Origin of the sequence: Microcoleus sp. S36a_B3, from assembly GCF_036700745.1 — a bacterium.
Classification (GTDB): domain Bacteria; phylum Cyanobacteriota; class Cyanobacteriia; order Cyanobacteriales; family Microcoleaceae; genus Microcoleus.
Map to the genome: position 1 here is coordinate 35,970 of NZ_JAUBPN010000007.1, position 13,952 is coordinate 49,921.

At 44.5% G+C, this 13,952-nt stretch carries 14 protein-coding genes; 4 read left to right on the plus strand and 10 right to left on the minus strand.

The genetic code is table 11. The features are described from left to right. Positions 1-24: 24 nt before the first annotated feature. The 3 genes from QUA01_RS09990 to QUA01_RS10000 form a co-directional block, all read right to left on the minus strand. Positions 25-1,446 carry a glycosyltransferase family 2 protein gene (locus QUA01_RS09990; RefSeq protein WP_333092588.1) on the minus strand — a complete coding sequence of 474 codons (1,422 nt, stop codon included), beginning with the start codon at positions 1,444-1,446 and terminating at the stop codon, positions 25-27. Continuing rightward, complete coding sequence (locus tag QUA01_RS09995) at positions 1,415-3,676, minus strand: hypothetical protein (RefSeq protein WP_333092587.1); 2,262 nt, start codon at positions 3,674-3,676, stop codon at positions 1,415-1,417. Before QUA01_RS09995 ends, QUA01_RS09990 begins: the two co-directional genes overlap by 32 nt. 66 nt (positions 3,677-3,742) lie before the next feature. Then, a complete protein-coding gene (locus tag QUA01_RS10000; protein WP_194066301.1) occupies positions 3,743-4,267 on the minus strand; it encodes an SH3 domain-containing protein in 525 nt (174 codons plus the stop codon). A gap of 206 nt (positions 4,268-4,473) precedes the next feature. Between QUA01_RS10000 and speD the strand changes: the two genes are divergently transcribed. Further along, positions 4,474-4,896, plus strand: a complete 423-nt coding sequence (gene speD / locus QUA01_RS10005) for an adenosylmethionine decarboxylase (protein WP_194008626.1) — start codon at positions 4,474-4,476, stop codon at positions 4,894-4,896. A gap of 84 nt (positions 4,897-4,980) precedes the next feature. On the opposite strand, the gene QUA01_RS10010 is transcribed toward speD, so the two are convergent. Beyond that, positions 4,981-5,577 carry a hypothetical protein gene (locus tag QUA01_RS10010; protein ID WP_333092586.1) on the minus strand — a complete coding sequence of 199 codons (597 nt, stop codon included), beginning with the start codon at positions 5,575-5,577 and terminating at the stop codon, positions 4,981-4,983. A gap of 142 nt (positions 5,578-5,719) precedes the next feature. Here QUA01_RS10010 and queF point away from each other — a divergent pair, with 142 nt between their 5' ends. Then, positions 5,720-6,139: a preQ(1) synthase gene (queF, locus tag QUA01_RS10015; RefSeq protein ID WP_194008628.1), complete on the plus strand. Its 420-nt coding sequence runs from the start codon at positions 5,720-5,722 to the stop codon at positions 6,137-6,139. Positions 6,140-6,300: 161 nt separating this feature from the next. Here the strand turns inward: queF and QUA01_RS10020 are convergent, their stop codons facing one another. The 4 genes from QUA01_RS10020 to QUA01_RS10035 form a co-directional block, all read right to left on the minus strand. Continuing rightward, a complete protein-coding gene (locus QUA01_RS10020; protein ID WP_194066299.1) occupies positions 6,301-6,513 on the minus strand; it encodes a DUF2283 domain-containing protein in 213 nt (70 codons plus the stop codon). A 322-nt stretch (positions 6,514-6,835) separates the two neighbouring features. After that, positions 6,836-8,248: a cytochrome c biogenesis protein gene (locus tag QUA01_RS10025; protein WP_194066298.1), complete on the minus strand. Its 1,413-nt coding sequence runs from the start codon at positions 8,246-8,248 to the stop codon at positions 6,836-6,838. A gap of 295 nt (positions 8,249-8,543) precedes the next feature. Beyond that, the gene (locus QUA01_RS10030) at positions 8,544-9,275 is read right to left on the minus strand and encodes a cytochrome c biogenesis protein CcdA (protein WP_194066297.1); all 732 of its coding nucleotides are present in this window, start codon (positions 9,273-9,275) and stop codon (positions 8,544-8,546) included. A 426-nt stretch (positions 9,276-9,701) separates the two neighbouring features. Further along, positions 9,702-10,418: a pentapeptide repeat-containing protein gene (locus tag QUA01_RS10035; RefSeq protein WP_333092585.1), complete on the minus strand. Its 717-nt coding sequence runs from the start codon at positions 10,416-10,418 to the stop codon at positions 9,702-9,704. A gap of 28 nt (positions 10,419-10,446) precedes the next feature. On the opposite strand from QUA01_RS10035, the gene QUA01_RS10040 reads away from it, so the two are divergent. Next, positions 10,447-10,578: a hypothetical protein gene (locus QUA01_RS10040; protein WP_333092584.1), complete on the plus strand. Its 132-nt coding sequence runs from the start codon at positions 10,447-10,449 to the stop codon at positions 10,576-10,578. Between the two features lie 193 nt (positions 10,579-10,771). Here QUA01_RS10040 and QUA01_RS10045 read toward each other — a convergent pair whose 3' ends face one another. After that, positions 10,772-12,097, minus strand: coding sequence for a peptidylprolyl isomerase (locus tag QUA01_RS10045; RefSeq protein WP_333092583.1), 1,326 nt, complete (start codon positions 12,095-12,097; stop codon positions 10,772-10,774). Between the two features lie 238 nt (positions 12,098-12,335). Here QUA01_RS10045 and QUA01_RS10050 point away from each other — a divergent pair, with 238 nt between their 5' ends. Continuing rightward, the gene (locus tag QUA01_RS10050) at positions 12,336-12,887 is read left to right on the plus strand and encodes a peroxiredoxin (RefSeq protein WP_194066295.1); all 552 of its coding nucleotides are present in this window, start codon (positions 12,336-12,338) and stop codon (positions 12,885-12,887) included. 311 nt (positions 12,888-13,198) lie between these two features. Here QUA01_RS10050 and QUA01_RS10055 read toward each other — a convergent pair whose 3' ends face one another. After that, complete coding sequence (locus QUA01_RS10055; RefSeq protein ID WP_333092582.1) at positions 13,199-13,738, minus strand: phosphate-starvation-inducible PsiE family protein; 540 nt, start codon at positions 13,736-13,738, stop codon at positions 13,199-13,201. Positions 13,739-13,952 lie beyond the last annotated feature (214 nt).

The following is a 13,952-nucleotide window of genomic DNA, read 5'->3' on the forward strand; positions in this document are numbered from 1 at the left end:
ATCAATCTCAAATCTAAAATAGTATTAGCTTGCCCCGTTTAAGGAAGCACCGGTAATATAATTGAGTTCGATCGCCTGTGCTGTCTTAAAAGGACGCAAATCTGGTAGTTTACCCTCGCGCACCGCCGCAGTATTGGCGATCGCTCTACTCTTGAGTTGCTGAATCAATTCTAAACGCACCGGAGCATCTAGTCCAGTTTGTCGATCGGTAGTTAGCGAACCCTCTCGGTGTCGGCGAAAATAAGCAAAGTCAGGAATATTAACTATTTTTGCAGCAAAGTGCGATCGCAGCAAAAACTCACTATCTCCAGAAAACCGCAACCCCGTAGCAAAACCGCCCAACCTTAAAACTAAATCCCGCGAAACTAAGCTAGTAGGGTGTAACAGCGGATGTCCCGGTTTTTCTGCTAGGGCGGCGCTGACATTGAGAGGATAAACAACAGGTAACAGCCTATCATCTTCAAATGCGCGCAATTCCTGCGTCCCCACTAATTCAGCACCAGTATTTTCTGCTGCTGCTAACAACAATTCTAAGCGATTTTCGCTCGACCAATCATCAGCATCTTGGAACAAATAAGCATCATAATTTGTTAGTTCGATCGCCTGTTGAATTAAGCGGTAAGGCCCGACATTCACAGCCGAAGCTAATAAAGTTACTCCCGGAAACTCTCGGACAATATCGATAGGTGGCGAATCCGAGCCATCGTCAAGCACCACAATACCATCCAGAGGTCTAGTTTGACTTACTAGGGACTGCAAGCAGCGATGCAAAAATTGTTCGCAGCGATAATGGGGAATCACCGCCAGGACGCGAGATTGATTTGTAATTAAATGATTATTTGTAGCTTTGATGTTTTTTTCAGCAATATTCTCTGAACTTGTAGAGGAAATAGAACGATTTATTTTGGGATAATCATCCGAGTCTAAACTGGCAAAATTTATGTTAGTAGTTCCCCAATTAAAAGCGATATTTTGCCGTTCTAATTCTCTAGCAACTCCTAAAAGACTCCAGCGATTTATTTCTAACTGCGGTAGTGCTGCTTTTAGCAAAGGCGTTGACGCCATCCAGCCCAAGGCGGGGAGAGGATGTTGTTTGGCAGTTTCTAGTGGTAATACCACCGCTGGAGGTAAGGATGCTAGTGCGAAATTTGTTAGTTGAGGCGGCAAAAACATTACCGGCGTATTAGCCGTTAAAATTGCAGTGACTTCTGTATTAATTGTCTGTAAAACTTTCAAACACGATGCAAAAGATTCAATATTAAAGACGCAAAAATCAACATCATCTTTATCGAATGTGTAAATTGTACTTTCACCCTGATGATTTGAGGGATCGATCCCAATTATATGTTTTAATTGATAGAGTCCATTGTGTTGCAAAGCGCCCATTGCATTCGTTGACCAGCCCAGATGACTTTTACCCAGGATAATTAAAGTTAAACTTACCATTGGCTCGATCGCAAATTGTGGATTGTTTGTAATTCATTTCTCGTGCTAATCTTTCAAATCCCGAAGCCCGCATATTCGGCGGGGCGGCGGCAATTAAACACTGATAAGCTAATTCCGATTCTCCCCGTGCTAACCAAAGTGGGGCTAATTTCCACAAAAGCGGTATCCAAGGTATGGGATCGATATCTCGATCGGGCAAGTTGGTGCTAATTAGTCCAGCATTGTTTTGAATTTTATCTAACCATTCTACGGGGTTAAGTGGTTCTTGCCAAAGTAGTTTAGCATATCCTTGTTCGAGTTCGACTCGTGCTATTTCTGTAGGTAAAGTTGCTGTGGCTTGTAACTGAAACAATGCTGTGGTAGCTGATGCGCGATCGCCCAAAATTGCTTGCCGCCAAGTTAACCAAGCGTCTAAAAAGGAATCGCCCGTTGTTTGTCGGTGGTTGCTGGATGCGAGGGTTTTTCCGTTGACCAACTCCCACCAGGATGCTAAAATTTGAATCTGGAATCTGGAGGCCCAAAAATTTAAATCTCCGATTAAAATAGATAAAATTGGTTTCCAGGCGATCGCGATTTTGGGATTTTCGCGTTTGGCTGTGCTTGCTGCGAGATTGAATGCTGCTAATAAGTGCTGAATATTAAATACATCTAGCTTGCCAGAATCGGGTAAATTGGTATTTTCCCAGATGGATCTAGCGGTGTTGCTGTCGAATCCTAAACTGGGAATTAGTAAATCTACCATCGCGGAATATTCGCCGCAATTCATCTCGGCTAAACGTTGCTGGGCGCTGTGGTAGATATTTTGTCTGGTTGGGCGATCGGCTAAAAAGCTGCACGTCAACAGCAATACTCGTACAGACATCAATTCTACTGCTAATTCCCGACAAGGTGAAGGTTGCAAAAGTTTTGCGATCGCTTGTTGGGCGATCCTCTTCGAGGGCTGCGCCAACGGCGAAATCCCCGAATTTACCATCGCTGTCGGCTGAATTAAACTTTTCAACAATAATGCAATTTCTCTCGCTTCTCCTGCGGGTAATAAACCCAATTCCAACCACTCGCGCCAAGATTTTTTCGTCACCCATTCGATCCACTCTAGATCGCTACAACTTTGGGTATTTTCCAGTTGACTTAAATCCGATGAATCTACAATAACTCTCCCTCGAACTTCTCCAAATAAATTTTCTAACCAAAGCTGTAAAGGTTGCAGATCGAGAACTTGCTGCGGTTCGACTTGCAGCCAAATATCTACATCTAATTGATTTTGCTTGACTATCTGATAATTCAGAATCCCCGGAAATTTAGGTAAACAGATTTCTCCCGGATATTTCCAGCCTTGCTGAGTCTTAATTGGTTCTTGACTGCGGCCCAGAATTTTGGCGGTTATTTGCGATCGCCCGCAAAGACACGCCTCAAAATCTAATTGCAGGCGATCGCCACATTTATAGCGAATCAAAGGCATTGTATAATTGAATAAATCTGTAGTGACTAATTCACCGTCAATAATTTCATAAAAACAGCGATCGACATCTAAATGCAGTCGCCCGCATTCAGGACAACTCAAGCCCGAAATCCCAGTTTCTTGGCAACCGTACTCGTTAATCACAGAAGTTTGAAAAATTGATTTAAGTAACTGTTTTTGAAATTCAAATAAAACCTCACCGGTACAAATAACTCCTAAAACAGCAGGAAATGAATGCCCAACTAGGGCGGCCGCTACTTCCGACAAACGACTGGGATAACCTCGAATTACCGCCGGCTTAATTTGCAACAATTCCTTTAAATTTTGCAGCCAATCGGCGGTGATATTTCCAATTAACGAAATATCGTTAACTCGCAGGGGCTGCAAGCGGCTGGCGAGATTAATAATTGGGACTTGTTCGTCAATTCCCCACCAACCTAAAGCGCGTTGGCGCGCCAATAAACGCGCTTGATTCCACTCATTACCGGCAAAGTAAGTAAAAAAATCACCGGAAGTTCCGCTAGTCATTCCTCGATAAACTAAATCGTCAGCAGTTGCCAGAAATAACCCTGGATTTTGCCGGACAGTTTGTTTGTCTATGGGCTGCAAGTTACTAAAAGCAGTTTGCCAATCGGTTACAAGTTGTTTTAACCCAGAGTCGGAATCAATTAGTCCAGCTTGCAAAAAGCGGTGGTAATTTCCGGGGAGAGTTAGGGCAACTTCTAAGACTTTTTTTAAGTTGATGGCGGTGCGATCGCTCAATTCTCTCATAAGCTGTTATCGCTCGAATTTTGCAGGCTGCGCTGTGGTTTTTATGCGTATTTCATTAAGATCAAATTATTTTTCAGAGTTTTGGCTGGCGATTTGATCTCCGATTTGCAGCCAATCTTGATTAATCAAAACTTGTTGTTTATCTGATACTTCTGGCAAAATTCCCCGCTGTGCGTTCAGTGGCTTTTCGCAAGAATCTCCTAAAGGTTTTAGATAACTTTTAAAAACCCAACCCACTCGGAAATAAGGTGCACTCATAAACCTGCCTTCGCGAAGAGTTTGGGTGTTAGAACTAAAGTGACTGCCAATTTTTACCCACTTTCCCGTTGCGTCTCGATCGCCCGTAACGACTTGCCAGCCTTTTGGAACTAAACCGATAACCTGGCCGTTGGGGGAGGAACGGATAGTGAGGGGATCTTTGTCGGTGACGACTTGAGCGAAGGGCAGAGGTTTGCCTCCGTAGGGGCAATTTTGAGCTTGTAAGGTTGTTGCCGGGGAAGTAGCAGAGGCGGCTGTTTTGACACCCGAAAGCGATAACAGCATTAAGCTAACAAACAGAGCAATTTTTTTCCAAACTTTTAAGGGATTCACGGAATATAATTCTCTATGATTTCACCAACCGATTATTACATATATTTGCTACAGGTTGCTCCTCCTAAAGTGCCAAAATTATTCGGACGATCGCGCTTCACCACTATTTTTTGATTTTTTGGGTAGACTACTTGCAAAATTTTTTACAGCGTGCTATCGTCAAAAGGTTTGATACGAATTGTGAGTTAGAGGTAAAACCCCGCAGAATGAAACAATTGGGAACCCATCTGATCGCTGATGCTTGGCAGTCTCCAGGAGACCTGCTCAACGATCCTGAACGTATCCGCCGCGCCATACTCGATGCGATCGAAGCCGGAGGAGCTACTCTCATCGATTTGTGCGTGCACCAGTTTAGTCCTCACGGAGTAACGGCTACTGCAACTTTGGCAGAGTCTCATATAGCAATCCATACTTGGCCTGAACACGGTTATTTTGCTGCAGACTTATTTTTCTGCGGAGCCGGAGACCCTCACAAGGCCATGAAGGTGCTACAGTCAGCTTTGGAAGCTAAACAGGTAAAACTCACTGAGTTTACGCGCGGTTTCGAGCCCGGGGTGGGCAGCCTAGGTTCTGCTTGTGAAGAGCAGTATGCGCCTCGTCCATTAGAAACGAGTGCCGCCAGAGTATAATGGCCAATTAGCGTAACTTTGAACATTTTATGCTAGGTTTTGGTAAAAATCCCACGGCTCGGGCTGTGGGATTCTTGTTGGAAATTACTTTTTCATTAATAAAGGGCGAACAACTAAATAACCAGCACCGAAGGCGGCAATAACAATCAAAAAAATCGCGATGGCCAACCACAATCCGCTTAAGTCTGAGGATTTTTTGGGTTGAGAGCGAATGCGGTAAGGAATTTCCTGCACCTCTGAAAATAATTTTTCTGGAAGCGTTTCGGGTGTCGGAGGGGGTGTGGGCGAGGTTTCCGGTACGGGAAAGGGAAAAGCCACTGTCTGAGGTGGTTGAGGTATGGTAGAGCTACCCCGCGAGATGACAGGTTCTGGAGGCTCCGGTTCAACGCTAAAATTGAATTTGACTGAGGGCATTTGCGGCATCCCTGTCTGGGTGAGGCTTTGGGCCGAGTTGACTACTTGCTGTAGTTGTTGGGATACTTGAACTACTGTTTCTACTTCTCGCCGCAGTTGTTGATTTTGTTGGACTAATTGCTGGTTGTGGGTTTTGAGGGAGTCAAGCATGGCTTGGGCGGCTTGCAATTCGGCGGTGACTTCTCGATAGAGCGAAATCGGTACCGATGGAGAGTAACTATTGGAGTTTTCAGGGGATGTATTGTCAGATAAGGTAGTATTTTGCATAGTAGTTGGCGAGGGTGAACTTTTTTTAGTTTAGCCTGAGAGTATTTGCAATTAGATCGATCGCAATACAATTCGTCAAGATATTTGTTAAAAATATTAATAGTGAGTTTAGTTAAATGTTAGAAATTTTTAGTCGATCGCTATGAATCACCAGCAAACCGAACAAAGTATGTCGCAAAAGTCAAGTACCGAAGAAATGAAATACGGCGAACGCGAGATTTTGGAAGGGCAGTTAATTACTTTTCCGAATCCGCGAGTCGGGCGGCGCTATACGATTAACATTACTTTGCCGGAGTTTACTTGCAAGTGTCCGTTTTCTGGCTATCCAGATTTTGCCACAATTCACGTTACTTACGTGCCAGACGAGCGGGTGGTGGAATTGAAGGCCCTGAAATTGTATGTTAACAGTTATCGCGATCGCTACATTTCTCACGAAGAATCGATCAATCAAATTTTAGACGATTTTGTCGCTGCTTGCTCGCCGCTCGAAGCGACGGTGAAGGGCGATTTTTCTCCGAGGGGGAACGTACACACTGTGATTGAGGTGCGGCACGAAAAGTAGAAGGTAGAGTCTTCTGCGGCTGGTACTTATTGCGGTAGGGTGCGTCAGGTTTGAGATTCTCAATCAGCACCAAAAGCATGATTCTGACGCACCGTTTTTTGCAAGGGTGCGTCAGTGAGACTGTTGGTTTGGATCGAAAAATAACGCTAGAGTAGAGCACCCTACTTAACTGCTTCAGAAAAAGCTTCTAACGAGATAAATTGTTTGACGTCTAATATTTCGATCAATACCAGTTCTCCACTGCTAGAATAGTGGAGAATCATTTGCCCTTCATCTTCGGCATAGGCGATCGGGCGTTGGCGAAGCCCTCGAAGAGGATCGGAAATTTCAATCAGCATCGCATCTACATCAGGGCTATATCTAATCTTTTTCATATCTTGACCTCTTACCAGGATAAGCAGTAATTACTAAAATTCTATCTGAATATTCTTGGTAGACCACTCTTAGGACAAGTCCATTCAATCTTTTTTTGCAAATAAACTTCCCTTGACCGCTTGCTTCTACCCAACTCGGCTATCTAACAGTTTCGGAAATTAAATCTGTTGAAATTGTAACCCCGTGACTTTCGAGAATTTCTATTTTCAGCAAGGCGTGTTGACTAAATTCTATTTTTTTATCCACATTTATTGTTTATTTTATTTTTCGTTCGAGCCCTTGGTGTAAGGTGCACAGCGTGCACCTTACAGATTGGTGCGGTTAACTTTGACTGGCTAGAGAAGTCGGGGATATTCCACTTTTTCCCTCTGCTGTTTTCGATTCGGCCAACTTGTCCAAAATCTCCACAACTTCTCTTTCAAAAGTCACCTGAGCGCGATTAGTGCGCCCGCCCACATAGAGTTTGCCGTTTTTCTCCAAAGCCCAAATCTGCGAGTGAGACAAATAGCTCATCAACACACTGAGCATCAGCAACCCGAAGCCAGTATAGACGAGCGGAATCCCCGGATCAGCCTTAATTTGCAATCCCGTGCTGCCTACAACTTCGTCAATTGTCAGCATCACGCCGTTAACTTCTACAGCGGTGCCGGCGCGAACTGTAGTTAATAATTTACCATCGGTACCGTAGATTAACATCGTTCCTTGCAAGTCCTTTGCTAGCAGAGAAACTCCTGCACTCAAATCTGGTTTTGTCGGAATCCAAGCACCCCAAATTCTGCCTTGACCTTGAGTGTCTAACTGAGCCATTGGTAGTTGCAAAACCGGGCTTTTGTTGAGGCGGACTCGCACGGCGGCGATCGCCCAATCTGCTTGATAAAAAGTCACTCCCCGATATCTCAGAGGCTCGTTAACGTGAATGGTTTTGCGATCGACCTCTTGGCCTGTTTTGTCCAAAACCGACAGATCCGAGTAAAATTGGTCGATCGCCCCGCTCGGACTATAATCGATCCAGAACCGATTCACGCGCATCGACCAATCCTTCGGTATTTGCGGCCCCGCCCAAGGCCCAGCATCCATAATATTCTGCACCTTAAAATTTTCACCGCTAGCCACCATTTCTTGACCGAGAAACCCCGTCAGCGAGCCCCACATCGACCCAGCTAAAATAATTAGCATACTGGCGTGAACAATAATCGGGCCAATTTTGCCAATTATGCCCTTGCGAGCATAAACTTTTTCACCTTCTCGAAAGATGCGGTAGTTTTTTTGCTGCAAAAGTTGTTCTAACGAAGTTAAAGGAACTGTTTCTAACTCCGCACTCAGAGCTAACTTTTCAAACTGCTTTGGTTCTTCATAAAATTTCCAGCGGCGGGCGGCTTTTAGCGCCGGAAATTGTCTGGTAAAAGTGCAAGCTGTCAAGCTACTGCCGAACAAAATTAGGATTGACAAAAACCACCAAGTGCGGTAAACATGGTCTAATCCTGCAATCAGTACAACTTTCCAAGTTAGGAAGCCGAACAAAGCCGGGTGTTCGGGATAGTTGGATTGGTAAAACTCTACCGATTGGCCTTGTTCTATCACTGTGCCAGAAATGCTGAAAAGTGCGATCGCCAGCAACAAAATAATTGCCAGCCGCAAATCTGCCAGCACCGGCAAAATTTCTCGCTTGAAAAACCTTTGAGGCGCAGTCGCCCAGTTTGATAGTTTAGATAGAAATACTTCTTTTGATGTCATTGGTAATTATGAAGAAGGAAGTTCGGCAACGAGCAATGTACGGGATGTAACGGATGTAACGGATGTAACGGATGTAACGGATGTAAGTCCGTCGGAAGAGAGAAGAAGGAAGAGGGAAGACGGAATAAACAGTTCTTATCTAGCAATTATCAATCAATTGTCAAGTCTTTCTTTGTTCTTCCTTCGTGTACTTCGCGTCTTCGCGGTTCGCCAAAAAAAACGCCAATTTTGTAATAATTGCTATATCTTTACTCAACAATAACTAAAGTCCTTACTACAAACCTAACTGCCAACCTTACGCGGGAAGTATGCGGGAAATCAGGGAAAAAACGCCAAATCCTACCAGCAAAACGCCACTGACAGGCGTAATCCAACTCGACCACCTGCGTAATTCTAACAACTTTTTAATGCTCGCGGTAAAAGTCCCGGCTATAATTAGGGGAGCGACGTAGCCAGCGGCGTAAAACAGCAGCAACACACCACCTAAAACAACATCTCCCGTTTTGGAAACCCAAGCTAACAGCGTCGCTAAAACAGGCGTGCTGCAGGGAGACGCTACTAAACCAAAAGTTAAGCCCAATAAGTACGATCGCACCGCTGCGGGCAAATTTTTCGGCACCCAGCCCGCAGCGTCAAAAGACGGCATTTGCAAGGGTAAAGCTTCGAGTAAATTCAGCCCCATTAAAATAGCGATGATGCTGACAACGATCGGCAAACCCAGACCAATTTTGCCATAAATTTGGCCGGCAAATGATGCTACAATGCCTAAACCCGCAAGGGTTGTCGCCAAACCCAAGGAAAACCATGCAGACTGGGTGGCGGCTTGGAGGCGGCTTTTTGCTTCGTATCCGCCGATGTAGCCGATCGTAATCGGCAACATGGAAAGCATACAGGGCGTTAAGCTCGTTAGCAACCCTGCCAAAAAGATGACTCCGACGCTGACTAAACTTAGATGAGTCAGTTGAGTGTTGACTAAATTATTAGCAAATTGTGCGAGTTCGTAAAGTAGGGTTTCCAAGGTTTCCATCAGTCGATTTTAGATTTTAGATTGAATAATTTTAGATTGACTCCAGTGTCGATTTTAGATTTTAGATTTTAGATTTTAGAGTAATCTGAGAGGTTAAACTAAATATCTAGTTTTTTCGATTTCCGGTGAATTCAGACGGGCGTGCTGTTCTGGCTCTGTTAAAAATTGTAACAGATGCGTGCAGCTTCGGTCGGAAATTTGAGATAGATTTTAGCGATATTGACTGGTTGGGAGTTGAAAGGTCGATCGCACCCTGCTTTTAACGGAATCTTGACACCATCCTCAACCAGCTTTTAGGAACTTTTGTTGACTGGTTCAGAAAATTAATACATTGTGGAACAGGCAGGAAAGCCTGAAAAAAGTCAGGCATTGTGAAACAGGCATTTTACCTGTTATTACTGGTTTGGGAGATAATTCAAAGCGAGTTTACTTTAAATTAAAGCCAACTTCTTCATTAATAGATCCGTCGGGCATTATTGCCCCAGCCAGCACCGCACCTCTGAAATTTGCTTTCGTTAAAATAGCACCTTCTAAATTAGCATTGCTCAGATTTGTGACTTGTTTGGAACCTCTAAAATAAAAGCTGTGCAAGTCGGCACCTGTCAAGTTCGTATTTGCCAAATTAGCATATTGCAAGTCAGCACCGTGCAGCGTCGCATCAGTTAAATTAGCTTCAGTGAGATTGCTTCCCCAAAGTCGAGAATCTAACACATTAGCATCTTGTAGGTTGGCGCGACTGAGATTTGCTAGAGTCAGATTAGCGTCCCACAATTTGGTGCGGTTTAAATTAGCTTCAGTCAAATTTGCTCGACTGAGAGTAGTACCCAAAATATCAGCATTTGTCAAATTGGCGCGGCTGAGATCTGCGCCCGAAAGGTCAGCATTTTTTAAATTAGCACCAGACAAGTTAGCGCCGGACAAATTAGCGCCACTCAAGTTGGCTTCAGTGAGATTAACTCCCTGCAAATCGGCAGCGCTCAAATCGCACTGCTTCCACAAAAAGCTGACGCACCAATTATCTTTTAATAGCTGACTCAAATCCTCGGCATTCGCGGCCATCGCAGGAGGAGTTAAGTAGAGAGTGAACAGGGCGATCGCCAGCACTGTAGCAGCTAAAGTTTTCAACCTCAGAACTCTGTTCATTGACACTAATTTGCGCGATAAATTCTTGATGTACAATCAAAGCATAGCAAATAACCCGCAAATCTCATCGGTAATATTACTCAAAAATATTAGTAAAATGTCGATCGCGGTTGACCCAGACATCGACTTAACTCTGGCCGTGACGGGCGATCGCGAATAATCCGGTTATTTCGCAGATGCTTTGTAGGCAAACAATTTGTTTCATAAAAACCGGATAGCAGTTCGATCTCTCATATGAAAGATCGCTCGCTCAAATTAGACAACTGCGGTATTAATTGAATTTGGAAATCGGGAATTAGGAATCGATCGTCGCGTAAGGTGCGATATCAGCACCCTACACCTATAGGTTAAAGTTAGCCGATTCTGAACGCAGCGTCGCCTACTGGCAAGTCATTCGGACGGGAAATAGTAGCAAAATCAACGGCAAAAACAGCACTTTGAACTGCTGCGGCCGTAGCATTTTGAACATTAGCCAAAGTAGCCCCGCCTGATTGAATTAAAGTGTTGCTTCCAGATTGAGTAAATACCAGACTTGCCAAACTGGTACCGCCAATGCCAATGCGATCGCCCTGCTGCGATATAAAATCAGTAATTGTATCCGTTTCTCCATCACCTGCGATTAAAACAAAAGTATCTGCACCTGCGCCACCAGTGAGAGTGTCGTTGCCTAAATCTCCAATCAAAATATCGTTGCCATCACCACCAATTAACACGTCATTCCCTTTGCCACCTCTCAAAAAATCGTTACCAGCATCGCCATTGATAGTATCGTCGCCGAGATTTCCGTTGATAATATCGTTGCCAACACCGCCACTAATTAAGTCGTTACCTTTGCCACCTCTAAGGAAGTCGTTGCCTGCTTCGCCTGTAATAGTATCATTGCCTTGGCTACCGTTAATGGCATCATCAATCGGCGAACCGACGATGCGATCGTTTCCACTACCGCCGAGCACGCCGCTGGGGTTTTGCTGAGAATCTTGGGTGGTAACTTGATAGTTATTCGGGGCATCAGGCAATCTGAGCGCTCGCAAAGACAGATTGACAAAATTGGTAGTATTAACCAAATTGTTCAGCAAACCAGTATCGCTAATGATGTTGGAAACCCGACTCGGGACGATTCCTCCAACGACTTTAGCGCTCGAAATGCGATCGCCCTGCTGCACCGCATTCACCGTTTCAAAACCTTGAACAACATTGCCAAAAACAGCATAATTGCCATCCAAAAACGGCAAAGTATCCAAAGCAAAATAGAACTGCGAAGAAGCCGAATTCAAAGCAGTAGCCCGAGCCATTGCCACAGCCCCGGCAGTGTGCTTCAACTGCGGTGTCTGAGTCACAACTTGGTTGTAAACAGGTTGCGCCGCGCCTTGCGGCTTGATTTCCAAAGGAATAAAACGCGGCCCATTAGTATCCGGGTCAATAAAATTACCTGTTCCCAATTGACTTGCGGGAATTGTAGGATCTTTGCTGCGCGGATCGCCTCCTTGCACCACAAAAGGATCTGGCTGGCGTACCACTCGGTGAAACATCACCCCATCGTAGATGCCCCGTTCAACTAAATCAACAAAATTTCCCCCAGTAATCGGGGCATTAGTGCCGTCAACTTCGATCGCAACGGGTTGACCGTTAATTACCTGGACTACTGTAACTTTGCCTGTTAACGGGAGTGCAGCGCTCATAAGTAAATTGTGATTTGAGTGAGTTATCTCTTGACTAATACCAAATCCTGGCTAAATATCCGCTTTATTTCTTAACCTGCCAAGGCTGGTTCCCTCTGTCGAGAAGCGGTTTTAACCGCCGAATCATCAAAGGGTAGCTAACACCGGATTTGGTTTCAGAAGCAATCCGCGAATTGCCCCTACCCATTTAATCAGAAAACTGTAAACTTGTCTTAAGTACAATTCTACTTGTGAATTTATGATTTCCCGCCGCAAGTTTTTTAGCACTTTATTGGCAATTTGTCTAGTCTTTCTCAGTTATAATTTTGCGGCCCCTGCCTTTGCCCTCGGCGGCAAGCTGCCGGCGGTGAATCAAGCTGCACCGGATTTTAGTTTGCCGACAAACAGTGGCGGCGGACAAGTGTCCCTCTCCGATTATCGCGGTAAGTGGCTGGTAGTCTATTTCTATCCCAAAGATTTTACATCGGGTTGTACGATCGAAGCGCGTCGATTCCAGCAAGACTTGCCGAAATACTTGGCAAAAAACACTCAAATTATCGGCATCAGCGCTGATGATGTCAACTCCCACGCAGAATTTTGCGATGCTGAAGGTTTAAAATTTCCGCTGTTAGCTGATACCGACGGCCAAGTCAGCAAAGCCTACGGTTCTTGGATGAGTTTTATCTCGGCGCGGCACAGTTTTATTATTGATCCTGAAGGCACTTTGCGGGAAACTTTTGTTAAGGTTAACCCGGCGATTCACTCGCAAGAAGTGTTCGCCCGTCTGGAGGAATTGCAGGCTGAGGGTTAATATCGCGCCCCGTCGGTTACACAAAAACGGTTCCTAGTGCGGACTAAAGTCGGCCCTCGGCCCAGGAATCCTGTCCGCAAGCGCGATTCTTAGTTCTTGGGGTTGGGCGATCGCACAGGATGTAATGTAATGGGAGCGCGATCGTCCAACCCCAATCAAATAAAATAGTAGTGAAGAATTCCAGTCCTCGGAAAACGCAAAAAACTTGCATTCCGAACGCTATCATGTTTATTTTTCCGAAAACAATGGCTAATAACGCCACCATCTGTAAAAGAGCTAATCTCAAATCTCAACTCGCCATTTAGCCCTACTCAATGAGAATTAAAATTGCTATTAACTGCAACAGGTTCTGAAGAAGACTTTGACTCTAACTGATTCTTCCTTTTGCTAGCAAAACGGCGTTCCGGGTCAATTCCCTCAAAGGTGGGCGGCAACCAAACTCGGACTACCAACAACACTCCCAAAACCAGCAAAAATGCTCCTGTTGATAATATTTGAATCCAGGGAGTTTCCAGCACTCCCCGCACGATTACTTCTCGCAAAACTGATACAATACAAACTTCAACAGCCACACCAATCGAAACGCGCTGTTCTTGCAAATAAATAATTAGCAGCCGAAATAATTCCACTAAAACTAATAGAAATAGAATATCGGCCGTCACTTGCTGGAAATTCAAAGGAGGTAACAGCGAGAAAAACATTTCTCGCAGTTCGATGACCATAAAGCTGAACAAACCGATACACAAAGAAATTACAATTAAATCTTGAATTGTTTCGAGAACGCTGACTATTAGTTTCAAATTCAACCACTGCGGGGGGTTACTTGTATGGTTAAGTGAACGATTTTCCATTGACAGCTCCTGCAATCTGTTTGACCTGCTTACAGCTTAAGTTAAATAAAGTCACTCTTTGACAAAAAATAGGTTTAATTTATTTATAACTATTATCATACTTCCCTGTGTTGACCATTTCCCCCCCCAAACTTTTATTTATCGCGCAAGTGGGTTGACATCTTGGCAATGTTTGTGCTAGCCAGCCCATAGTATTAGTAGATTTGGTGAAAAC